This window comes from Bradyrhizobium sp. UFLA06-24, assembly GCF_054967145.1.
Genome location: NZ_JADFUE010000009.1, coordinates 117,201 through 140,495, shown reverse-complemented (window position 1 = coordinate 140,495; position 23,295 = coordinate 117,201). Strand labels below are relative to the sequence as shown.

Genomic DNA, 23,295 nt, shown 5'->3' with positions numbered 1-23,295 from the left:
GAATGGACCTACTCTGCTGCCTGGACCGCAACCTGCGCCACGTCGGCGACCGGCTTTGCGGGCTTGTACGTCGTGTAGAGCGCGAGGCCTGTGAAGACGAAGCCGCCGACGAGATTGCCCAAGGTGACGGGGATCTGATTCCACAGCCACCAGTCGGCGACGCTGACCTTGGCGCCGAGCATCATCCCGGTCGGGATCACGAACATATTGACGACGGCATGCTCGTAGCCGAGCGCGAAGAACAGGAAGATCGGCAGCCAGGTCGCCGCGATCTTGCCGACCGTGGAGGTCGAGGTCATCGCCATGACGACGCCGAGACAGACCAGCCAGTTGCAGAGGATCGCCTTGACGAACACCGAGACCATGCCGGCGGTGCCGATTGCGGCATTGGCGATGGTCTTGGCCTCGGCGACCGCAACGATCTTCGCGGCGACGCCGGTGACCTCGAGCTTGCCCATGTTGGTGAGCGAGATCGCGATCAGTGCGCCGACGGCGATGCTGCCGAGCAGATTGGCGAGGAAGACCCACGACCAGTTGGCGATGACCGCATTCCAGCTGGCCTTGCCTTCGAGACGTGCGAGCGGAACGATGGCAAAGCTTCCGGTGACGAGCTCGAGGCCGAGCAGCACGATCATCACAAGGCTGACCGGAAAGATCAGCGCGCCGACGATGGGCTGGCCCGTCGTGACCGCGCCGGTCAGGGCGAGCGTCGTGGCCGCGCCCAGCAGCGCACCTGATATCGCGCCGCGGATCATGATATCGCGCGGGGCCAGCGCCAGCTTCTTCAGGCTGGCATCGACCATCGAGGCCACAACATCGGAGGGTTTCGCGTAATCCATATCGCAGCTCCAGCTTGCCGCGCGAAAGGCGGCGTCAACGGGTGAAACGGACGGTGATCGCGGGGAGCCGGTTGCAGGCGCATCAGCACCTCGCCGGAGCCCGGAGCGATCCGATCAGCCTCGTTGCTGCGGAAATCCACCATGGACTTGGAGTCGCCGGCGTCCACGCCTGGCGGCTTGGGCTCTCCTATTCAAGGAGTGTGCCAACGCAGCAAAAGCCGCAAAATCAATTGAAATCAGCGATTTAGAGTTTGGTGCAATGCATGAAGTGGATCGGGGTTCATGCTGCTTCGGGCAGCAATGGCCCAAAGATTGAGCTTCGAATCGATGTGATTAATACTTGAGCAGACCTACCGAGCCCGGCGGGCGACTTCAAACGCGCCCAGATAACCAGCGATGTCCCTGACATCGAATGCGGGTCCGGCAAAGGCGCCGAACGGGGTGCTGGCCTGCCCTTCTCCGCCATGCCCGAGGGCGGCATCGTAGAGGTCCGACCGGAACACAGCCATGGCGGTCTTGAGGGCCTCTGCGCTCAGCGCTGTCTGCCCCCAGCGCACCATCTGCGCGTAAAGCCATGCGGCCTGAACCGGGTCCGGGCGCCCCGCCCCTTCGCGACCGACCAGGAGATAGCGCCCGCTCTCGCGCACCGTGCCGTCGGGAGAAATCTTCAGGCGCCCGGTGAGCGAGCGCTGGATCAGCTCGGCATCCACACCAAGGCGCTCGGGCTGCGCCAGGATCTGCGCCGCCTCGGTCAGGTTCTCCGGGCCCTCGATGAACTCGGCCGCCTTGACCGCCGCGCGGACCAACGCCGCAATCACGTCCGGATTCTTGTCGGCCCAGACCTGACGCACCGCCAGCACCTTCTCGGCCGCGCGCTCCAGGATGTCGGACACGAAATGCAGGATGTGGCCGATGCCGAGGTCGACCGCAATCGAGTTCCAGGGCGCGCCGACGCAGAAGGCATCGACGTGTCCGCTCCTGAGGCTGTCCACCATGTAGGGTGGCGGCAGCACCACGAGGCGAACATCCTCGTCGGGATCGACGCCGGCCGCGGCCATCCAGAACCGCAGCTGGTAATTGTGGGTCGAGAACGGGAACGTCATGCCGAAGGTCAGCGGCTCGGCGCCTTGCTTGCGCCTGATGGCAACGACCTTCGCCAGCGCCTTTGCCGTGGCGAGCGGATCGAAACGGTCGCCCTCGATCTCTTCCATCAGCGCGGCATGCAGCGCCGGCGACACTGTGATCGCATTGCCGTTGATGCCGAGATTGAAGGGGGCTGCAATCGGCACCTTGACGTGGCCGAGCCCGAGCGAGGATGCGATCGCGACCGGCGCCAGCAGATGCGCAGCGTCGAACAGGCCGATGTTGAGCTTGTCGCGCACATTGGACCAGGAGACCTCGCGCACCAGCTCGACCTCGAGCCCTTCGGCGGCGGCAAAGCCCTTGTCGACGGCGACGATCAGGGCCGCAGCATCGACCAGCGGGATGAACCCGATGCGGAGGGGACCGGTCATTTCAGCATCTCCGACGCGGTGATGATCGATTGGGCGATCTCGCCGATTTTCTTCTTCTCACGCATGGCGGTCGAGCGCAGCAGCACATAGGCCTCGTCCTCGGTGAGGCCCTTCACCTTCATCAGGATGCCCTTGGCCTTCTCGATGATTTTGCGATCCTCGAGCTGCGACTTGGTGCGCTCCAGTTCCTCCTGGAGCTTGGCGAAGGCGTTGAACCGCGACACGCAGAGGTCGAGGATCGGCTTGATGCGCTCCTTCTTCAGCCCGTCGACGATATAGGCGGACACCCCCGCCTCGACCGACGCCTGGATCGAGGCTGAATCGCTCTGGTCGACGAACATGGCGATCGGCCGCTTCACGGCACGGCTGACCTGGAACATCGCTTCCAGCACGTCGCGACTGGGGTTTTCCAGATCGATCAGGATGATGTCGGGATCCACCGCATAAATACGGGCAAGAAGGCTCTGCATCTCGCGGATATGGACGACCTCGGTGAATCCGGCCTCCCGCAATCCCTCCTCGAGGATCGCGGCGCGGACCGGGCTTTCGTCGACGATCACGATTTTGGGCGACTGGTCGGCGCTCATGGCTCACTCACGGCAGGTGATTCATCCATAGCACGCCGGAACGCCCTGCAAAGGGTTGTAATTATGGGCAATTGGGACTAGCTCAGGCCGGTCAATCAGGCAGATTTGGATATGAATCAGACGGCTGCGCCCAAGGTCAGCTTCGTGTCACTCGGGTGTCCCAAGGCATTGGTGGATTCCGAGCGCATCATTACGCGCCTGCGTGCGGAAGGCTATGAGCTCGCCCGCAAGCATGACGGGGCCGACATCGTCATCGTCAACACCTGCGGCTTCCTCGACAGCGCCAAGCAGGAATCGCTTTCGGCGATCGGCGAAGCCATGGCCGAGAACGGCAAGGTGATCGTGACGGGCTGCATGGGCGCCGAACCGGAAGCGATCGAGCAGGCCTATCCCGGCGTGCTCTCGATTACGGGCCCGCAGCAATATGAGAGCGTACTCGATGCCGTGCATCGCGCGCTGCCGCCGGCCCACAATCCGCATCTCGACCTGGTGCCGCCGCAGGGCATTAAGCTGACGCCGCGCCATTACGCCTATTTGAAGATCTCCGAAGGCTGCAACAACCGCTGCACCTTCTGCATCATCCCGAAACTGCGCGGCGATCTCGTCTCGCGTCCGGCCAATGACGTGCTGCGCGAGGCCGAGCGCCTGGTCGGCGCCGGCGTCAAGGAGCTGCTGGTGATCTCGCAGGACACCTCGGCCTACGGCGTCGATCTCAAATATGCCGAGAGCCCGTGGAAGGATCGTCAGGTCCGCGCGAAATTCCTCGACCTCGCGCGCGAGCTCGGTGAGCTCGGCGCCTGGGTTCGTCTGCAATATGTCTACCCCTACCCGCATGTCGACGAGGTCATCGCGCTGATGAACGAGGGCAAGGTGCTGCCCTATCTCGACATACCGTTCCAGCATGCCAGTCCCGAAGTGCTGAAGGCCATGAAACGCCCGGCGGCGCAGGACAAGACGCTGGCGCGCATCAAGCGCTGGCGCGAGGAATGTCCCGATCTTGCTTTGCGCTCGACCTTCATCGTCGGCTTCCCCGGCGAGACCGACTCCGACTTCGCCTATCTGCTCGACTGGCTCGATGAAGCCGAGATCGACCGTCTCGGCTGCTTCAAATACGAGCCGGTTGCGGGCGCGACGTCGAATGCAATCGCCAATCCCGTGCCGGAAGAGATCAAGCAGGAGCGCTACAACGCGCTGATGGCGCGACAGCAGAAGATCTCCGCGCGCCGGCTCAAGCGCAAGGTCGGCACGCGCCAGCAGATCATCATCGACGAGGTCGGGCCGACCGTGGCCAAGGGCCGCTCCAAGGCGGACGCACCAGAGATCGACGGCGCGGTGTATCTGACAAGCCGCCGTCCCTTGCGCGTCGGCGAGATCGTCACCGCGAAGATCGAGCGCGCGGACGAATACGATCTGCACGGCAGCGTCGCGGGGTTCTGACGTCCTCGTACGCGCGCACATTCCAGCAGCGTCATGGCCGGGCTTGTCCCGGCCATCCACGGCTTGAAGCACAGCACGAAGAACGTGGACGCCCGGGGCAAGCCCGGGCATGACGACTACTGTCGCTGCAAATTCATCACACCAGCCATTTCGGCACCCAGCGCTCCGGACGCGGGGCGCGGGCGAGATCGGCCTTGGCTTCGGAGAGCAGCGCGGGCTGTCCACCGATCGTCGGGCGCACGTCGTATTCGAAATTCGGCATGACGCGGCCGTCGGCGTAGAGCCCGAACTTCATGACGTACCAAAGACCCAGTTCGGGCTGCGCGCGGCGCATCTCCTCGCGCAGGTCGCGCAGCAGGGATTCGATCGAGGCGGCTTCCTCGAACGGCTGCGGCCCGCGCGACATCACGCGCGCCTCGTATTGCTTGCCTGATATCGCGACCTCGAAATGCGTCTTGTCCCAGGGCTTCTTGCCCTTGGGCAGATGCGCGGCGAGCCGCCAGCCGAGCTCGGCCATCAGGCGATGATTGGCCCAGTACTCTTCACGATCCCGGCTCCACTTCTCGACGAAGCCGCGGAAGTCAGGCAGCTCGGATGCACAGTCCTCGCACGTAGCAGGCTCGCCGGCCGGTCGCCGCGCAAGCCATTGCGCAAGCTCGCCCGTCTGAGGCTCGACCTCGCCGTGCGGCCGCAGATCATGCCAGGCCTCATCGAATTGCTGTGATGTCAGTTTCGCCAGCAGCGCGTCGAGGGACGGCGCGAGCAGCTCATAATCGCCTTCCGAGCCCAACCCCACGATCGGCGGATCGTCGCGGTCGAGACCGGCGCCGTACCAGCCGCCGACGGCCGAACCGTCAGGCAGGCGCATGAACAACGCGAAACGGTCGCGCAAGGGACTGCCGTCGAAAATCGGCGCCTGGTCGGAGAACTGGCCTTGCAGCGAGAAGCAGCCGACGCTGCCCCAGGGACGTCCGTTCAGCCAGCCGGCGAAATCCAGCAGCAAAGGCGGCGCCTCGATGCCCGGCGGAAATGCGCCGCGGATGCTGTCGAGGTCAATCGGGTATGGCGTATCGGACAAGGCTGAAAACGATCCTGATGGTCCCGCCCTTTTGGTCTGTCCCGGCTAGCCTCCGGTTCGAACCAATTCGCGTCCTTCGATCACAAACGCGCTAGAGGCTCGTTGGTTTCTGGCGCGGCGAACAAATGACATGCCGCCGTCACAAGATCGGCGATGGACCAGAACTACGGGGCGACCCGCGCGGCCCCGGCTGGTCTCCAGCCCTGCGCAACTGCGACACGCCGCAATGTGACACTATAGTGCATTCACGCTGGGGTCATGGACTCGTCCTAACTCTCGCCGCGCTTTCAACGCGAGCGAGGATTTTTGATGAGCCGCCTGCCGGACATGCTGCGCACGCAGCGTTTCGACGACTACCGCTTCTATCACCAGAGCACCGTCAATCAGACGCTGCACCTGATCAGTGCAGTGATCTTCCTGGGATGCTACGCGTTGCTGTTCAGGGATCCGGCGCTGGCAGGACTCGTCGGCTGGCTCGCGATGCTGACGCGGCAGACCGGGCATTTCTTCTTCGAGCCGGACGGCTACGACGCGCTCAACGATGTCAGCAACGAGTACAAGGAAGCCGTCAAGGTCGGCTACAGCCAGACCCGCAAGATCATCCTGCTGCTGATCTGGGGCAGCGCGCCGGTTGCGCTTTACATTGATCCCACGCTGTTCGGTCTCTTTGCTCCCCCTGCCGACCGTTTCGACTTCATCCGCCATGTCGGCGCGCTCTGGCTCGCGATCGGCATCGGTGGCGGACTGGCGCGCATGCTCCAGCTGTTCGCGACGCGCGGCGTCACGACCGGGCTGGTTTGGGGCTTCAAGGTGCTGACCGATCCCTTCCACAACATCGCGCTGTACCGGAATTCCCCGTTCAAGCTGCTGCGCGGCGAGCTGATCGACGCGTCGATTGCGGACGCGAACTGGGGCGACGAGGACGCCGAGGAAGCGGCTCATTCCGCCTGAGCAAATGCACGTTCGGCGGGTGTCACGCAAAACACCCGCTTGACAAGCCCTGGCCTTCGGCTGTACGGACGCGCTCCATGATCAACGCCCGGACCAACCTGCGCACCGCAATGCTCCGTCGTCGCTGCCGCGACGATGAGAGGGTGCGCCATGTCCGACGACGCCGCTGAACCACTGAATTCAGCTGAAGTTTTCGAGAAGGCCGCACCCGCAAGGTGCGGCCTTTCTGCTTTTTGCGCCCTTTTCCACCCGCCTCCAGAGGAGTTCGACATGACGACGCATCCGTATGACGCGCTGATGGACATCACTGCACGGCCGAAGACCGTGTTCGTCCGCGGCGCCGGCTCCTACCTCTGGGACGACAGCCGCAAGCGTTATCTCGACTTCGTGCAGGGCTGGGCCGTCAACTGCCTCGGCCATTCGCCGCCAGCAGTGGCGGACGCACTCAGCGCGCAGGCCAAGCGGCTGCTGACGCCGAGCCCCGCCTTCTACAACGAGCCGAGCCTGAAGCTCGCGCAGGCGCTGGTCGAGAACAGCGCCTTCGACCAGGTGTTCTTTGCCAATTCGGGTGCCGAAGCCAATGAGGGCGCGATCAAGCTCGCTCGCAAATTTGGCAGCCTGCACAAAGCTGGCGCGTTCGAGATCATCACGTTCGAAGGCGGCTTCCACGGCAGGACGCTGGCAACGATGTCGGCCTCCGGCAAGAAGGCGTTCGAGCCGCTGTTCGAGCCGAAGGTATCCGGCTTCAAGAAGGCCAAGCTCAACGACATCACCTCGGTCGAAAAGCTGATCAACGACAACACCGTTGCTGTCATGCTCGAGCCGATCCAGGGCGAATCCGGCGTGTGGCCGGCGAGCGATGCGTTCCTGCAGCAGCTGCGCGCGCTCACGGAGGCGCACGGTCTGCTGCTCATTTTCGACGAGATCCAGACCGGCATGGGCCGGACCGGAAAACTCTTCCACTACGAGCACGCCGGCATCGCGCCTGACATCATGACGCTCGGCAAGGGCATCGGCGGCGGCGTGCCGCTCGCGGCCTTGCTTGCAACCGAACGCGCCTCCTGCTTCGAGCACGGCGACCAGGGCGGCACGTTCAACGGCAACCCGGTGATGTGCGCGGCGGGGCTCGCGGTGCTCGAGGAGGTCAGCAGACCTGCGTTCCTGAAACAGGTCGCCGAGACCGGGCTGCTGCTCGAAAGCGAGCTGCAGAAGGTCTCGGCGCGGCACGGGCTCGGCGGCGTGCGCGGACGCGGGCTGTTGCTGGCGCTCGACCTCAAGCTGCCGATCGCGCCAGGTATCGTCACGCAGGCCTTCGAGGCCGGCGTGCTGCTGAACGCGCCGCAGCTCGACGCCCTGCGCTTCATGCCGGCGCTGAACGTCACCAGGGCAGAGATCGCCGAGATGATCGGCTGCCTCGACGGGATCTTGACCAAGGCCGGCGCGGCACGGAGAGTCGCGTAAGCCGTGCTATCCGTCATGGCCGGGCTCGTCCCGGCCATCCACGCCTTGACGCGCGGGCACGAAGAACGTGGATGCCCGGGACAAGCCCGGGCATGACCATCTTTTGATGACCTACGGCTTCAAGATCGACGCCCCGGTCGTCTTGCGGCTCTCGAGATCGATATGCGCCTTCGCGGCGTCCTTCAGCGCGTAGGCATGGTTGATCGGCACGTGCAGCTTGCCGTTGATGACGGCCGAGAACAGCGTGTCGGCGCCTTCCAGCAGCTCCTTGCGCGTGCCGATGTAGTCGTTGAGCTTCGGCCGGGTCGCAAACAGCGACCCGTGATTGTTCAGCTCGGCGATCGAGAATGGCGGCACCGGACCCGAAGCATTGCCGAACGACACGAACATGCCGCGCGGCTTCAGGCACGACAGCGAGCCAGGGAAAGTGGCCTTGCCGACGCCGTCATAGACCACGTCGCAGCCCTCGTTGCGGCTGATCTGCTTCACGCGCGCGACGAAGTCCTCCTCGTTGTAGAGGATGACGTGGTCACAGCCATTGGCTTCGGCAAGCTCGGCCTTCTCGCGCGAGCCGACCGTGCCGATGACGTGCGCCCCGAGCGCCCTCGCCCATTGGCAGGTGAGTAAGCCGATCCCGCCGGCGGCGGCATGGATCAGCACGCGATGATGCGGCTCGACCTTGAAGGTCTTGTGCAGCAGATACCAGACGGTCAGGCCCTTGAGCATCAGCACGGCGCCCTGCTCGTGCGTGATGTGGTCGGGCAGCTTGACCAGCTTCTCCCAGGGAATGTTGCGCTCGCCGGTATAGGCGCCGAGATTGTGGTAGTAGGCGACGCGGTCGCCGGGGTGGAAATGCGTCACGCCCGGTCCGACGGCGACGACCTCGCCCGAGGCCTCGTTGCCGGCGATGAAGGGCAGCCCCGGCGCCTTGTAGAGCCCGGTGCGATAGTAGACGTCGATGAAGTTCAGGCCGACCGCATGCTGGCGGATGCGCACCTCGCCGGGGCCGGGCGCCGGAACTTCGACGCTCTCATAGACCAGGGCTTCGGGGCCTCCGACCTTGTGGACACGGACGGCTTTGGTCATCACCTGACCTCCTCTTCTTCAAGGCCGAGCGAAGACAATCGCGCCCGCCTTGTCAACTCGACGCCAGCCAATGCGGCTAGGTGGATGGCGTCTTCGCTTTCTTGCGATTGCGCTTGGCCAGCACGTTGAAGAACTCGACCGCCGCCGAGAACGCAATCGCGAAATAGATGTAGCCGCGCGGAATGTGGAATTTGAATCCGTCCGCGACCAGCGCCACGCCGATCAGCACCAGAAACGCCAGCGCCAGCATCTTGGTGGTGGGATGCTCAGCGACGAATCGCGCCACCGGCCCCGACGAAATGTACATGATCAGGCAGGCGATCACGACAGCCGCGATCATGATCTCGAGATCCTGCGCCATGCCGATCGCGGTGATGATGGAGTCCAGCGAGAACACGATGTCGATGACGACGATCTGGACGATCACCCAGAAGAACGCGCTGCCGGCGGAATCCTTCTTGCCCTCGCCGTCATCGGCCTCGACCTCGGCGTGGATCTCGTGCGTCGCCTTGGCGATCAGGAACAGGCCGCCGCCGATCAGGATGAGATCGCGCCAGGAGAAATCGTAAGCTGCCAGCGAAAATACCGGCGCGGTCAGGCCGATCAGCCAGACCAGCACGCTGAGCAGGAGGATCCGGAACACCAGCGCCAGCGCCAGCCCGATCTGGCGGGCGCGATGGGCCTGCTTCTCCGGGATGCGCGAGACGATCACCGACAGGAAGATGACGTTGTCGATGCCGAGCACGATCTCGAGGGCGGTCAAGGTGAGCAGCGCGGCCCAGGCCTCGGGGTTGGTCAGAAGATGCATCATGCGAACGATCTCGCCAGGCGGATCAACGTGTCGCTGAAGGCGATCCAGAGCGCGATGGCGCAGAGCGCGACCGTCACGCCGGTGCCGACGCGAAAGTCCATCTCCAGCGCGTAAAAGGCGAGCAGCCCCCACAGCACGATCAGGGACATCGTCAGCCAGCGCAGCCGCGCGACGCGAACGGGATGCAGCACGTGGAACGGCACGAAGGTCAGCACCACCAGCGCGGCGACCAGCAGCGTCGACGACAGCGGCGGCCAGTGCAGCAGGAACAGATAGAACGCGGCGGCATTCCACAGCGCCGGAAAGCCGCGGAAATGATTGTCGTCCGCCTTCATGCGCAGATCGGCGAAGTAGAGTGCGCTGGTGACGATGATGGCGATGCCGAGCACGGGCGCGGCCACCGGCAGCAGCATGCCGCTCGCCACGATCGCATAGGCCGGCACGAAGACATAGGTGACGAAATCGACCACGAGGTCGAGCACGTCGCCCGACCAGTTCGGCTGCACGTTCTTGACGTCGAGCAGGCGTGCGATCGGCCCGTCGATCGCATCGATGATCAGGGCGACGCCCAGCCAGCCGAACATCGCGGCCCAGTGCTCGCGCACCGCCTCTAGCATCGCCAGCAGCGCGATCGCCGCGCCGAAGGCGGTGAAGATGTGCACCGAAAACGCCGCGGCACGGACCACCGGCTTCGGCTTGAGGGAATCCTCTTGGCTGTCCGTCTGAGTATCCATGGGTTTCTGCTACCAGAACGGGACCGGTTTGCACATCCGCCGGCGCGGCATTGCGCCGCGCTATCAGTCATAAAAATCAGGCAAAATAGGTGGCTTGAATTTGCCGCCGGGCGTGTCAAATGTCGTTCCATGACAGACGCATCGACACTCTTCGACGCAAGCGTTATCGGCGGCGGACCGGCAGGACTTGCGGCGGCAATTGCATTGGCGCAGCGAGGGGCGCGGACCGCGCTGGTGGCGCGGCGCCTGCCCTATGCCGACAACAGGACGACTGCGCTGTTGGGGGCTTCCGTCGATCTCCTGGAAAGCCTCGACGTCTGGCCGCGCTGCAAGGACAAGGCGGCCGGCCTCGAGGTGATGCGCCTTGTCGACGATACCGGCCGGCTGTTCCGTGCGCCGGAGGTCCGGTTCTCCTGTCACGAGATCGGGCTCGATGCCTTCGGCTACAACATCGACAATCGCTCGCTGATGCTGGCGCTCGAAGCGCGCGCGGCCGAACTCTCCAATCTGGTCCGCTTCGACGACGAGGCCGAGAGCGTCGTGATCGAAGCCGATGATGTCGCGATCCGCACGGCGTCCGGGCAATTCCTCGCCGCCCGGCTCGTGGTCGGCGCCGATGGCCGGCACTCGCTGTGCCGGGAAGCCGCCGGCATCGCGGTGACGCGGCACGACCTGACGCAGACGGCGCTGACCTTCAACGTCGGCCATAGCAGGCCGCACCGCAACGTCTCGACCGAGTTCCACACGCCCCACGGACCCTGCGTGTTCGTACCCCTGCCCGGCAATCGGTCCAGCGTCGTCTGGGTCGCCGCGCCCGCCGAAGCCGAACGGCTTCGCGGCTTGAGCGACGAGCAACTCTCGGCCGCGATCGAGAAGCAGTCGCATTCGATCCTCGGCCGCATGACGGTCGAGCCCGGCCGCAACCTGTTCCCGCTCGCGATCGAGCGGCCACAATCCTTCGCCCGCGACCGCATCGCGCTGGTCGGCGAAGCCGCCCATGTGGTTCCCCCGATCGGCGCCCAGGGCCTCAATCTCGGTCTGCGGGATGCCGCCGACATCGCCCGGCTCGCCGGCGAAGCCATCGCAGCGGGCCAGGATCCCGGCGCAGACGAGGTGCTGAAACGCTACGACCGGGCGCGGCGGCCGGACATTTTGAGCCGGACCTTTGCGATCGACATCGCCAACCGCTCGCTGCTCAACGATTCCCTGCCGCTGCAGCCGGTCCGCGCCGTCGGCATGCACCTGCTTGGTGCCATCGGCCCGCTGCGGCGCTTTGCGATGCGCGAAGGCCTGACGCCGACCTGGCGCAGGTAATTCGGCGAAGCGGTCCTTACGGAAATGCCAGCCGGCCGGTCTGGAGCGCCCACATCACGCTGGTCAGCGTGACTACCGAAGCAAACGTACCGAGCAGCACGGCGACGGATGCAGATTCGATCCAGGCGTCGTTTTGCCGGGCGATCACGAACACATTCAGCGCCGGCGGCAGCGAGGCCATCAGGATGGCGGTGGCGGCCCATGGCTGCGCGAAGGGACCGAATGCTAGCATCAGGCCAATGGCGACGAGCGGATGGATCAGCAGCTTGACCGCGATCACACCAGGCACTTCCCAGGGCACCCGATCGAACGGACGCAGTGCAACCGTCACGCCAAGCACGAACAGCGCGGTCGGAGCCGCCGCGTTCTGGAGGAAGGTGATGGTGCGGTCGAGCGCGACCGGCAGCTCGATATGGAGTGCGGCCACGGCTGCGCCAAAGCACGCTGACATGATCAGCGGGTTGAGCACGATCTGCTTCAGCACGACGCCGAAGGCATGCACGAGCGAGGGATGGTCCCGGTCGGACAGTTCGATCAGCAGGGGCACGATCGTGAACAGGAAGATGCTGTCGCAGCAGAAGATCAGCGCCGTCGGCGCCGCTGCCTTGGATCCAAGCACCGCGAGCGCCAGCCCCGGCCCCATGTAACCGATATTGCCGTAGCCGCCGGAGAGGCCCGCGAGCGTCGCCTCGCGTAGCGTCAGCTTGCCAAGAACCTTCCCGACGACGAGCGCGATGGTGAACGCGGCGACCGTCGACAGCGTGGTCGCAACCAGGAACGGCGGGTTGTTCAATTCCGAGAACGGCGTCTTCGACATGATCGCGAACAAGAGCGCCGGCAGCGACACATAGAGCAGAAAGAAGTTCATCCAAGCGAGGCCTGATTCCGGCAGCGATTTGACCTTGCCGCAGGCGAAGCCGACGAAAATCAAGCCGAAATAAGGTAGCGCCAGATTGAGGATATCGACCATTGATGAAGTATTTTCTGAAGACCTGACGGCTATCTGCCCCGCGGCCGCGGGGTAATTCCCGATAAGGCCACTAGCATCGGCCACAATCCTGGTCTATCGACGGAGGATGATTAAAGCGCGGACAGCCAAATTCCAGATCGGACAGGTCGTGCGCCACCGGATCTTCTCGTTCCGGGGGGTGATCTTCGACATCGATCCGGAATTCAACAACACCGAGGAGTGGTGGCTGTCGATCCCCGAGGAGGTACGGCCCCACAAGGACCAGCCGTTCTATCACCTGCTCGCGGAGAACGCGGAGTCCGAGTATGTCGCCTATGTCTCCGAGCAGAACCTGCTGCCCGACGAATCAGGCGAGCCGATCCGCCATTCCCAGGTCGCGGAGATCTTCATCAAGAACAAGGATGGCGGCTACCGCCCGCGCAATCCGTCGCTGAACTGAGCTCTCCGTCCCCCTCACCAAGTTTTGCCGCATCAAGCGGCCCGCAAAAAAGGCGCTCGTTCGAGCGCCTTTTCCATGTCCGGGATTTGAGCCCGATTACTTCTGCCCGGCGGGTGTGCCCGGAGGCGTACCCTGCTGCTCGAGCTTCTTGCGCTGCTCGTCGGCCTTCTTCTGCAGTTCTTCCTGCAGCTTCTTCTGGGTTTCCTCGAACACCTTCGGATCGGTCGGCGGACCGTCATAGGCCTTCTGGAATTCGCCGGCGAGCGGCAGCGGCAGGGTCAGCGGTGCGCCGTTGGCGTTGATCGCCTGCACCACGAGGTTCTGGCCCTTCTTCATGTTGTTGATGAGCTCGGGCGTTGCGTCGTAATCCGACATACACCCGTTCTGGAAGCAGATCACATACGGGCTCTGCAGCGGCGGATTGTTGTCGACGATGATGCGGGTGCCGTGGACGAGCTGCATGCCGAGCGGCAGCGTCACGCGCAGGATCTTCTTGGGCTCGCCTTCCGGCTCGATGATCACGGCCGCGATGACCGGCTGGCCCGATTCGATGCGGCCATCCTTGCCGGTGAAGCAGACCTGCTTGGCATTGGCGTCCTGGCCCTTGAGGCAGAACTTGGTCCAGGGCGCGTAGATCAGCTGGATCTGCTGATCGGCGGGCTGGCCGCCCGGCGCGGCCGGTGCGCCCGGCTGGGCCGGGGCCTGCTGGGCTTGGGGAGCCGGCGCGGGTGCAGGAGCCTTGGGGGCAGCCTTCGGAGCCGCTTTCGGGGCCGCTTTTGGCGCCGGCGCGGCCGGAGTCGGACCCTGGGCCTCAGCAGCAAGCGGAACGACCAATGCCGTCGCCGTCAACAGGGCGAGAAGGCGCCCGCGCGGCCGGACGGACGCGGCCAAATAACGGAAATTCATTGCAGAAAACCCTTTCTGAACGGGAAGTGCCCGAACCGCTCCGAAGCGCCGAACCAAACCGCCTGGGCGCGGCTCTCTCCCCGTCAATTGAGGCGGATACGTGACGGGCTCGGCGCTCTCCGCGCGATTGCGTGCCTTCTTAACGCGGTCGCCGAAAAGATCAATGCCGACAAGCGTCTTTGGCTGTCTCCGGACAAGCTCGCAGTGAAATCCCTGTGATAGGATTCGCCCACCACCGGTCCTCGAATCAACGTGTCCGAATGTTCATGTTCCAGCGCCTGCTCGAGGGCCCCGGTGTCCGCCTTTGCCGTCTCGCCTTGACCCCCGCGATCTTGGCCCCTGCGATCATGGCCCTCGCCTTGGGGCTGTCGGTCAGCGGCACGCGGGCCGAAGAGGCGCATGCGATCGCCATGCATGGCAAGCCGGCCTTGCCGGCCGATTTCACCCACATGCCCTATGCCAACCCCGATGCCCCCAAGGGCGGCCGGCTGACCTGGGGCATTCTCGGCACGTTCGACAGCCTCAATCCGTTCATCGTGAAGGGATTGGCCGTGCAGCCGATCCGCGCCTACGTGGTCGAGAGCTTGCTGACGCGCGGCCAGGACGAGCCGTTCACGCTCTACGGCCTGCTCGCCAGGACCGTCGAGACCGATGACGAACGGAGCTACGTCACGTTCCATCTCGACCCCCGCGCCCGTTTCTCCGACGGAAAACAGGTCGCTGCCGAGGACGTGCTGTTCTCCTGGCAGCTCCTGCGCGATCATGGCCGCCCCAACCTTCGCCAGTACTACGCCAAGGTCGCCAAGGCCGAGACGCCGGATCCACTCACGGTCCGCTTCGACCTCACCGGCGCCGACGACCGCGAGCTGCCGCTGATCCTTGGCCTGATGCCGATCCTGCCGAAGCATGCCGTCGATGTCCCGAGCTTCGAGGAGACGACGCTGACCGGACCCATCGCCTCGGGTCCCTACCGCGTCACGGCGGTGAAGCCCGGCGCCAGCGTGACGCTGACGCGCAATCCCGATTATTGGGGCCGCGGCTTACCCGTCAATCGCGGGCTCTTCAATTTCGACGAGATCCGGCTCGATTATTATCGCGAGGCCAATGGCCAGTTCGAAGCCTTCAAGCGCGGCCTCTATGATTTCCGCGTCGAGAACGAGCCATTGCGCTGGCATGACGGCTACGATTTTCCAGCTGCAAAAACCGGCGAGGTGATCCGCGACACCTTCAAGCCCGGCACGCCATGGCCCTCGGAATTCCTGGTATTCAACACCAGACGTCCTGTCTTCGCCGACATCCGCGTGCGCCAGGCGCTGACGCTGCTGTTCGATTTCGAGCTGGTCAATCGCAACTATTTCTTCTCGCTGTATTCGCGCGCCGGCGGCTATTTCGCGGGCTCCGAGCTGTCGGCCTATGCGCGGCCTGCGGATGCGCGCGAGCATGAACTGCTCAAACCCTTTGCCGCGCAGATTCCTGCAGACATCATGGATGGCAGCTACCGCCTGCCCGTGACCGACGGCTCGGGGCGCGACCGCACCACGCTGCGCGCGGCGCTCAAACTCCTGTCGGACGCCGGCTACGATCTCGAAGGGACCGTGCTGCGCAATCGCTCGACCAAGGTGCCCTTCACCTTCGAGATGCTGGTGACGACCCGCGACCAGGAGCGTATCGCGCTCGCCTTCCAGCGCGACCTCAAACGCGCCGGCATCGATGTGAGCGTGCGCGCGGTCGACCCCGTGCAATTCGACCAGCGTCGGCTGGCCTACGAGTTCGACATGATCCAGAACCGCTGGGACCAGTCGCTGTCGCCCGGCAACGAGCAGTATTTCTATTGGGGCAGCGCGGCCGCCGACAATCCGGGTACCCGCAACTACATGGGCGCGAAGGACCCAGCGGTCGATGCGATGATCAAGGCCTTGCTGGAGGCCCGTGATCATACGGACTTTGCCTCCGCGGTACGGGCGCTCGACCGCGCCTTGATGGCGGGCTTCTACACAATCCCCCTGTTTAACGTATCCGAGCAATGGATCGCGCGCTGGAATCGGATAGAACGACCACAGGCCGCCGCGCTCTCGGGCTATCTGCCGGAGACCTGGTGGGCGAAGGGTCAGCCTCAAGCCAGTCCAGCGAAGTGACGCCGTGAACCAGCCAGCCGTATCACCGACGCTCGACACGCTGTTCCAGCGGACGCTGATGCGGCAGCCGCACGCGCCTGCCCTGCTCGACCCCCTCAACAAATCCCGCATCACCGGCCACCAGCCGCGGCGGCTGACCTACGCCGAAGCTGACACCGCCATCGAGGCGCTGTCGGCGCATTTCGTCGAATCGGGCCTGCCGGCCAATTCGGTGATCGCGATCCAGTTGCCCGCGACCGTCGAGTTCGTGCTGACGGTGCTTGCTGCCCATCGTGCCGGCCTCGTGGTCGCAGTGCTGCCGCTGCTGTGGCGACAAGCGGAACTGGCGGCCGCGCTCAACCGCACCGCGGCGCGCGCCATCGTGACCATGAGCAAGGTCGACGGCGTCAGCTATTCCGACCTTGCGATGCACGCAGCCGCCGAGGCGTTCTCGATCCGCCACGTCTTCGGCTTCGGTTCTGATCTGCCCGAAGGCATGGCCCCGCTCGACGAGGTGCTGGCGCGTCCGCCCGGCACGACGCGCGCCGTGATCCAGGACGGCCGCAAGGCGGCGATGATCTCCTTCGACGTCACGGCGGAGGGTTTCCGCCCGGTGCCGCGGCCGCATTTCAGCCTGATCGCCGGGGGCCTTGCGATGTCGCTGGAAGCCGACATCCGGCAGGGCGCGACGGTGATGGCGGCGTTCACGCCGATGTCGTTCGCAGGCCTCGCCTCCTCGCTCGCGGTGTGGCTGCTCTGCGGCGGCACACTGGCGCTGCATCATCCCTTCGAGAGCGAGGTGCTGGAGCAGCAGATCAACGAGCATGAATGCGACGTGCTGATCGCGCCCGCCCAGCTCGCTCTGCGCCTCGGCGATTCCGGCCTTGCCGCGCGCATGCCGACCTTGCGCAACGTCATCGGGCTCTGGCGCGCGCCCGAGCAGGTGGCAGCGAGCGAGGCCTGGATCGCGCCGCATGCGCCGCTCACGGACGTCTACCTGTTCGGCGAGGCCGGGCTGTTCGGCGTCCGCCGCGGCGAGGATGGCATGCCTGTCGCGGTCATGCCCGGGCCGCATGGTGCCCCGCGCGAGCAGTCCGGCTCCTCTATCGCCGGCGAGATCCTGCTGACGCAGAAGGGTACGCTCGGATTGCGCGGCCCGATGGTGCCGATCGCGGCCTATGCGCCGCCGCAGCCGGTCGGCGAGACCCTGACCGCGCAGCCGCCGCGCGACTATGTCGACACCGGCTATGCTGCCCGGATCGACCGCACAACCGGCGCGATCTGCATCACCGCGCCGCCAGCGGGCATCATGGCCGTCGGCGGCTATCGCTTCCTGTCCAACGACCTCCAGGAATGGGCGCGTCGGCTCGGCCAGGGTGCGCTGCTGACGGCCCTGCCCGACCGCCTCTCCGGTCACCGGCTGGCGGGCCGGGCCCAGGACAATGCGAGGGCTCGCGAGGCGCTCAGCGAGCTCGGGCTTAACCCCTTGATGGTCGAGGCTTTTCGCGACCGGTCCGGACCGGTCTAGGCGCAGTTTCGCAGGGAACATTGACGCTGCATTAAGGCGGCCGGACTAGATTGCGCAGCATCGATTGCGTGATCAGAGTTTCCTGATGTCCCAGGCGGGCCCGATCCTTTTTGTCTCCAATACCGAGCGACCCGCCTTCATCGCGGCGCTGGACGAGGCCCGTCTGTTTCCGGTCGTCGACAGCGACTGGGCGAGCGCCGTGCGGGCCGTCGAGCAGGTGCAGCCGGCCGCCGTCCTCGCCGCCATGTCCGGTGGCCACGAGCAGCACGTCGCGTTGCTCGCAAAGAAGATCGCCGATCAGCCGCTTTACCTCCCGCTGGTCGCGCTGGATGCGCAGGCGTCGCTGCCTCACAACGCCCTGCCCTTCGCCACGCGTGCCAATGCTGCCGAGCGCCTGATCGCACGCCTGCGCGCCGCGATCCGCGTTCGCACGCTGCACGCCACGGTGCTGCGACGCCTGCCGGAGGTGAAGGTCGCGCTGCCGGAGAGCGATCCGGTGCGTGACGCCATCGTGCTCTTGATTGGCCGGGGCTCCGCCTACCCTGCCCTGTCCGTTGCGCTCGGCGAACGCACCGGCGTCGTCGGCGCGCTCTCGATCGAGGCCGCCGCAAAGCATCTCAACACCCGCGACATCGATGGCGTCGTCCTCTCCGACGGCTTCACCCCGCGCGTCACCGATGCCTTCCTCACGGTGCTGGCGGAGGACACCCGCTTCCGCAACCTGCCCGTGGTCGTCACCGCGCACCAGCTCACCCAGAGCTACGACCTGCCCAACCTCGAGCTGATCGCGGGCGAGCCTGCGAAGGTTGCAGCCAACGCACTACCGCTCATTCGCCAGCGTGCGATGGAGGCGCAACTGAGCCGCACGCTGCGCTCGATCGACGCCGGCGGCTGGCTCGATCCGCGCAGCGGCCTGCTCACGATCGAAGCCTTCGCCCGCGATTTCGCCAAGGCGGTCGAAGAGACGCTTGCCCGCGGCGGCGGCCTGTCGGTGGCGCGGTTCGCCTTCGATCCGGGCAACCCCCGCGCCCAGCTCGATGCCGCGCGTATTTTAAGCCGCCTGATGCGGCAGATGGATTTTGGCGCTGCGCAGAAGGACGGCTCCGTTATCGTGGTGTTCGCCGAGACCGACTTCCGCACGGCGCACATGATCGCCCGCCGCCTGTCGGCGGTGATGAAGCACACGTCCAACGGCAAGCACGAGATGCGCAGCGATCCCGTCGTCTCGGTGGATTCGCTGTCGCCGTCGGATACGGCACGGTCGCTGCTGGCGCGGCTGTCGGCGGACGCGTCACGGGCGGCGTCGTAGATTTCGCGAGCCGTCCCGACAAGCACCGTCATTGCGAGCGCCGCGAAGCAATCCAGAATCTCTCCGTGGAAAGACTCTGGATTGCTTCGTCGCAAGAGCTCCTCGCAATGACGTGGAGAGAGTGCCGTAGAGTGGGCAAAGGCGCACTTGCGCCGCGCCCACCACCATTCTCCGACCGCACGACTGGTGGGCACGCTTCGCTTTGCGCACCCTACGGCATCTCGCCCTGCTCCCTACGCAGCCTTCTTTTTCTGCGCGAGCTGGGCCAGCTGCCGCATGATCTCCGTGGTGCCGGCGAGACGCTCTTCCGGCGTCTCCCAATCCTGCAGGAACACCACCTTCATGTCGGGCCGTACCTTGGCCGCCTGGCCGTGGCTCTTGATGAACGACACCAGCCGGTCTGGATAGGCGAAGGAATTGTCGCGGAAGGTGATGACGGCACCCTTCGGTCCGGCGTCGATCTTCTCGACATTGGCCTGGCGGCAGAACGCCTTGATTGCGGCGACCTTGAAGAGATAGCGCACCTCGTCCGGCAGGACGCCGAAACGGTCGCGCATCTCGGCGCCAAAATTCTCGAGCTCATCTTCGCTGTCGAGGTCAGCCAGACGCCGATACAACGACAGCCGCACCGAGAGATCGCCGACATAGTCCTCCGGAATGAGCACGGGCATGCCGATGGTGATGGTCGGTGACCAGCGGTCGGCGGCGGGCTCGGACACACCGGCCTTGAGGTTGATGATCGCCTCCTCCAGCATCGATTGATAGAGCTCGAAGCCGACTTCCTTGATGTGGCCCGACTGCTCCTCGCCCAGCAGATTGCCGGCGCCTCTGATATCGAGGTCGTGCGAGGCGAGCTGGAAGCCGGCACCCAGCGTCTCCAGCGATTGCAGCACGGTGAGCCGGCGCTCGGCCTGCGCGGTGATCTTCTGCAGCGCCGGCAGCGTGAACAGCGCGTAGGCGCGCAGCTTGGAGCGGCCGACGCGGCCGCGCAGCTGGTAGAGTTGTGCGAGGCCGAACATGTCGGCCCGGTGCACGATCAGCGTATTGGCATTAGGAATGTCGAGACCGGACTCCACGATTGTGGTCGACAGCAGGATGTCGAACTTGCCGTCGTAGAACGCGGTCATGATGTCCTCGATCACGGCGGGCGGCATCTGGCCGTGCGCGACCGCGACCTTCATCTCCGGCACGTTCTTGTCGAGGAAATCCTTGACCTCGGCGAGATCGTCGATGCGCGGCACCACGTAGAACGCCTGACCGCCGCGATAGCGCTCGCGCAGCAGCGCCTCGCGGATCATCAGGGGATCGTGCGGGGCGACGAAGGTGCGCACCGCAAGGCGGTCGACCGGGGGCGAGGCGATGATCGAGAGCTCGCGAACGCCTGTGAGCGCGAGCTGCAGCGTGCGCGGGATCGGGGTTGCCGACAGCGTCAGCACATGCACCTCGGAGCGCAGCGCCTTCAGCCGCTCCTTGTGGGTGACGCCGAAATGCTGCTCCTCGTCGACAATGACGAGGCCGAGATCGCGGAACTTGATCGCCTTGCCGAGCAGCGCGTGGGTGCCGACGACGATATCGACAGATCCGTCGGCAATGCCTTTCTTGACCTGGTTCAGCTCCTTGGTCGCGATCAGGCGCGAGGCCTGCGCCACGTTCACCGGAAAGCCCTTGAAGCGCTCGGTGAAGGTCTTGGCGTGCTGACGCGCCAAGAGCGTGGTCGGCACAATGACCGCGACCTGCTTGCCTTCGAGCGCAACGGCAAACGCGGCGCGCAGCGCGACCTCGGTCTTGCCGAAGCCGACGTCGCCGCAGATCAGCCGGTCCATGGGACGGCCGAGCTCGAGGTCTTTGAGGGTGGATTCGATCGCCCCCAGCTGGTCCTCGGTCTCGTCATAGGGGAAGCGCGCGCAGAACTCGTCGTAGAGGCCCTGCTGCACCGGCAGCTTGGGGGCCTCGTGCAGATGGCGCGCGGCCGCGATCTTGATCAGCTCGCCGGCGATCTCGCGGATGCGGTTCTTGAGCTTCGCCTTGCGGGTCTGCCAGCCGCTTCCGCCGAGACGATCCAGCTCGACCGTGGTCTGATCGGAGCCGTAGCGCGACAACAGCTCGATGTTCTCGACCGGCAGGAACAGCTTCGTATCGGCGGCATAATGCAGCTCGAGGCAGTCATGCGGCGCGCCGGCAACGTCCAGCGTCTGCAGGCCGATGAAACGGCCGATACCGTGGTCGACGTGAACGACGATGTCGCCGGCGGTGAGGCTCGTCACCTCCGAGATGAAATTGTCGAGCTTGCGGCTCGCCTTGCGCGGCCGCACCAGGCGGTCGCCCAGAATGTCCTGCTCGCTGATGACAGCGATCTCGTCGGTCTCGAAGCCGCTCTCGAGGCCGAGCACGGCGAGCATGGTCTCGTTGCGCGGAGTCGCCTGCACCGTGCGCCAGGCATTGACGCTGGTGGTATGGGCCAGCTTGTGGTCCCGCAGCATCGAGGTCATGCGGTCGCGCGAGCCTTCGCTCCACAGCGCGATCACGACCTTCTTGCGCTGGGCCTGTAGCGCCATGACATGGCTGACGACGGATTCGAATACGTTGACGGCGGTGTCGTTGCGTTCCGGTGCGAAGTCGCGACCCTTGCGGGCGCCGGCATCGATGACACTGGTGCCGTCGGTCGGCACCGAGAACGGCGTCAGCCGGATCAGCGGCATATCATGTTCGCGCTTGGTCCACTCCTCATCGGTCAGATAGAGCCTGTCAGGCGGCAGCGGCTTGTAGATGGCACCGCCGCCCGGATGCTCCATCGCTTCGCGGCGGGCTTCGTAATAGTCCTGGATCTGCTTGAAACGTTCGCGGACGGCATCCTCGGCCTGAGGCTCGATCGCAACGGCCGCCCCTTGCAGATAGTCGAACAGCGTGTCCATCCGGTCCTGGAACAGCGGCAGCCAGTGCTCCATGCCCGGATGGCGGCGGCCCTCGCTGACGGCCTCGTAGAGCGCATCGTCGCGCTCGGGCGCGCCGAACTCGGCGACATAGCCCATGCGGAATCTACGGATCGTATCGGTGACGAGCTGGAATTCCGAGATCGGCACCAGATCGAGCGAGCGCATGTCGAGCAGCGTGCGCTGGGTCTCGGCATCGAAGGAGCGGATCGATTCCAGGCTGTCGCCGAAGAAGTCGAAGCGAACGGGCTGCTCGAGACCGGCCGGAAACAGATCGAGGATGCCGCCGCGCACCGCATATTCGCCGGGCTCGCGCACCGTCGAGGAGCGGTTGTAACCATTGTGCTCGAGCCAGGCGACGATCGTGTCCATCGGCACGACATTGCCCGGCGCCACAGAAAGCGCCTGGGCCGCGACGAGCTCGCGCGCGGGCACGCGCTGCACCACCGCGTTCACCGTGGTCAGCACGATCAGCGGCTTGTCGCTGCCGGTGAGCGCGGCGAGCCGCGCCAGCGTTGTCAGGCGCTGCGCCAGAATGCCGCCGTGCGGCGAGACGCGGTCATAAGGCTGGCAGTCCCAGGCCGGGAAAGTCAGCACCGGCAGATCGGGCGCGAAGAACTGCAGCGCGCGTTCGAGCTGCTGCATCCGCCCGCCGTCGCGGCAGACCACGGCAAGGCTGACCGCGGGCTTTTTGGGCCGCGCGGCGATGGCGCGCGCGAGATCGGAGACGACAAGGCCTTCGGCGCCCTCGGCGACATTGGCAAGCGTCAGCGCGCGGCCGGGCGTCAGCAGCTCGGCTGGAGATTTCATGCCTTGCTTCATACGGCGCTGTCCGCAACCGGAAACGCCTTGATGCGGGCGAACAGCGGACCCGCGACAGCGGCTGGCAGCGCCTTGTCACCAGTGAGGGCGGCATAGAGATCGGGATCGTTGACCTCGAGCAGCATCTCCAGCTCGGTCAGTTCGGCCTCGGACAGGTTGCCGATCTCGGCGTCCGCGAAGCGGCCGAGGATCAAATCCATCTCGCGCGTGCCGCGGTGCCAGCAGCGGAACAGAAGCCGCTTGCGGCGATCGTCCAGCCCGTCGCTCGATCGTGTCGTTCCCGTCATGTCTCAAATCCAGTCAAACGCCGAAAGCCCGGACGTGCCGGGCCGGGGTGATATAGCCACTGGAACCGGCCATGTCAGCCCTCGATTTGACATGGCCGGATGCCGGGAAAACCACCGAAAAAAGACGTGGATGCCTGGCATAAAGCCGGGCATGACGGGCCGAAACGATCCTAGATTC

The 23,295-nt window shown here is 65.2% G+C and carries 18 protein-coding genes and 1 pseudogene; 8 read left to right on the top strand and 11 right to left on the bottom strand.

The features are described 5' to 3' along the window. Positions 1-8: 8 nt before the first annotated feature. From IF809_RS10675 to IF809_RS10665, 3 genes are all read right to left on the bottom strand, one after another. Positions 9-839, bottom strand: a complete 831-nt coding sequence (locus tag IF809_RS10675; protein WP_453990850.1) for a formate/nitrite transporter family protein — start codon at positions 837-839, stop codon at positions 9-11. A 350-nt stretch (positions 840-1,189) separates the two neighbouring features. Further along, positions 1,190-2,353, bottom strand: coding sequence for a CmpA/NrtA family ABC transporter substrate-binding protein (locus IF809_RS10670; protein WP_462837557.1), 1,164 nt, complete (start codon positions 2,351-2,353; stop codon positions 1,190-1,192). After that, positions 2,350-2,940 (bottom strand): ANTAR domain-containing response regulator, encoded by a 591-nt coding sequence (locus IF809_RS10665; protein ID WP_092290397.1) that lies wholly within the window; start codon positions 2,938-2,940, stop codon positions 2,350-2,352. Before IF809_RS10665 ends, IF809_RS10670 begins: the two co-directional genes overlap by 4 nt. Positions 2,941-3,051: 111 nt before the next feature. Between IF809_RS10665 and rimO the strand changes: the two genes are divergently transcribed. Then, the gene (gene rimO, locus IF809_RS10660) at positions 3,052-4,377 is read left to right on the top strand and encodes a 30S ribosomal protein S12 methylthiotransferase RimO (protein WP_462837556.1); all 1,326 of its coding nucleotides are present in this window, start codon (positions 3,052-3,054) and stop codon (positions 4,375-4,377) included. A 136-nt stretch (positions 4,378-4,513) separates the two neighbouring features. Here rimO and IF809_RS10655 read toward each other — a convergent pair whose 3' ends face one another. Beyond that, positions 4,514-5,455 (bottom strand): hypothetical protein, encoded by a 942-nt coding sequence (locus IF809_RS10655; protein ID WP_453978862.1) that lies wholly within the window; start codon positions 5,453-5,455, stop codon positions 4,514-4,516. Positions 5,456-5,764: 309 nt separating this feature from the next. Here IF809_RS10655 and IF809_RS10650 point away from each other — a divergent pair, with 309 nt between their 5' ends. Beyond that, entirely contained in the window at positions 5,765-6,406 is a 642-nt protein-coding gene (locus IF809_RS10650; protein WP_462837555.1) for a hypothetical protein, read from the top strand. A 270-nt stretch (positions 6,407-6,676) separates the two neighbouring features. Beyond that, positions 6,677-7,867: an acetylornithine transaminase gene (locus tag IF809_RS10645; protein WP_462837554.1), complete on the top strand. Its 1,191-nt coding sequence runs from the start codon at positions 6,677-6,679 to the stop codon at positions 7,865-7,867. 111 nt (positions 7,868-7,978) lie between these two features. On the opposite strand, the gene IF809_RS10640 is transcribed toward IF809_RS10645, so the two are convergent. The 3 genes and pseudogenes from IF809_RS10640 to pcsA all read right to left on the bottom strand — a co-directional run bounded on the left by IF809_RS10640 (position 7,979) and on the right by pcsA (position 10,562). Beyond that, a complete protein-coding gene (locus tag IF809_RS10640) occupies positions 7,979-8,953 on the bottom strand; it encodes a quinone oxidoreductase family protein (protein ID WP_462837553.1) in 975 nt (324 codons plus the stop codon). Positions 8,954-9,029: 76 nt separating this feature from the next. Next, entirely contained in the window at positions 9,030-9,764 is a 735-nt protein-coding gene (locus IF809_RS10635; protein ID WP_462837552.1) for a TerC family protein, read from the bottom strand. Then, positions 9,761-10,562 (bottom strand): annotated as a pseudogene (gene pcsA / locus IF809_RS10630) (phosphatidylcholine synthase). The gene IF809_RS10635 and the pseudogene pcsA overlap by 4 nt, the downstream one beginning before the upstream one ends. Before the next feature lie 65 nt (positions 10,563-10,627). Between pcsA and IF809_RS10625 the strand changes: the two are divergent. Next, positions 10,628-11,812 carry a UbiH/UbiF family hydroxylase gene (locus tag IF809_RS10625; protein WP_462837551.1) on the top strand — a complete coding sequence of 395 codons (1,185 nt, stop codon included), beginning with the start codon at positions 10,628-10,630 and terminating at the stop codon, positions 11,810-11,812. Between the two features lie 16 nt (positions 11,813-11,828). On the opposite strand, the gene IF809_RS10620 is transcribed toward IF809_RS10625, so the two are convergent. Beyond that, positions 11,829-12,782 (bottom strand): AEC family transporter, encoded by a 954-nt coding sequence (locus IF809_RS10620; protein WP_462837550.1) that lies wholly within the window; start codon positions 12,780-12,782, stop codon positions 11,829-11,831. A gap of 106 nt (positions 12,783-12,888) precedes the next feature. Between IF809_RS10620 and hspQ the strand changes: the two genes are divergently transcribed. Next, positions 12,889-13,221, top strand: coding sequence for a heat shock protein HspQ (gene hspQ, locus IF809_RS10615; RefSeq protein WP_018317973.1), 333 nt, complete (start codon positions 12,889-12,891; stop codon positions 13,219-13,221). 96 nt (positions 13,222-13,317) lie between these two features. Here the strand turns inward: hspQ and IF809_RS10610 are convergent, their stop codons facing one another. Continuing rightward, positions 13,318-14,127, bottom strand: coding sequence for an invasion associated locus B family protein (locus tag IF809_RS10610; RefSeq protein ID WP_462837549.1), 810 nt, complete (start codon positions 14,125-14,127; stop codon positions 13,318-13,320). Between the two features lie 260 nt (positions 14,128-14,387). On the opposite strand from IF809_RS10610, the gene IF809_RS10605 reads away from it, so the two are divergent. The 3 genes from IF809_RS10605 to IF809_RS10595 all read left to right on the top strand — a co-directional run bounded on the left by IF809_RS10605 (position 14,388) and on the right by IF809_RS10595 (position 19,078). Continuing rightward, complete coding sequence (locus IF809_RS10605; RefSeq protein ID WP_462837548.1) at positions 14,388-16,262, top strand: extracellular solute-binding protein; 1,875 nt, start codon at positions 14,388-14,390, stop codon at positions 16,260-16,262. Positions 16,263-16,266: 4 nt separating this feature from the next. Further along, positions 16,267-17,769 (top strand): AMP-binding protein, encoded by a 1,503-nt coding sequence (locus tag IF809_RS10600; RefSeq protein WP_462837547.1) that lies wholly within the window; start codon positions 16,267-16,269, stop codon positions 17,767-17,769. An 85-nt stretch (positions 17,770-17,854) separates the two neighbouring features. After that, the gene (locus IF809_RS10595) at positions 17,855-19,078 is read left to right on the top strand and encodes a GGDEF domain-containing protein (protein ID WP_462837546.1); all 1,224 of its coding nucleotides are present in this window, start codon (positions 17,855-17,857) and stop codon (positions 19,076-19,078) included. 233 nt (positions 19,079-19,311) lie between these two features. Here IF809_RS10595 and mfd read toward each other — a convergent pair whose 3' ends face one another. Both mfd and IF809_RS10585 read right to left on the bottom strand, forming a co-directional pair. After that, on the bottom strand, positions 19,312-22,830 hold the full coding sequence (gene mfd, locus IF809_RS10590; protein WP_462837545.1) for a transcription-repair coupling factor: 3,519 nt from the start codon (positions 22,828-22,830) through the stop codon (positions 19,312-19,314). Then, the gene (locus IF809_RS10585) at positions 22,827-23,117 is read right to left on the bottom strand and encodes an FAD assembly factor SdhE (RefSeq protein ID WP_462837544.1); all 291 of its coding nucleotides are present in this window, start codon (positions 23,115-23,117) and stop codon (positions 22,827-22,829) included. Before IF809_RS10585 ends, mfd begins: the two co-directional genes overlap by 4 nt. Positions 23,118-23,295: the final 178 nt, after the last annotated feature.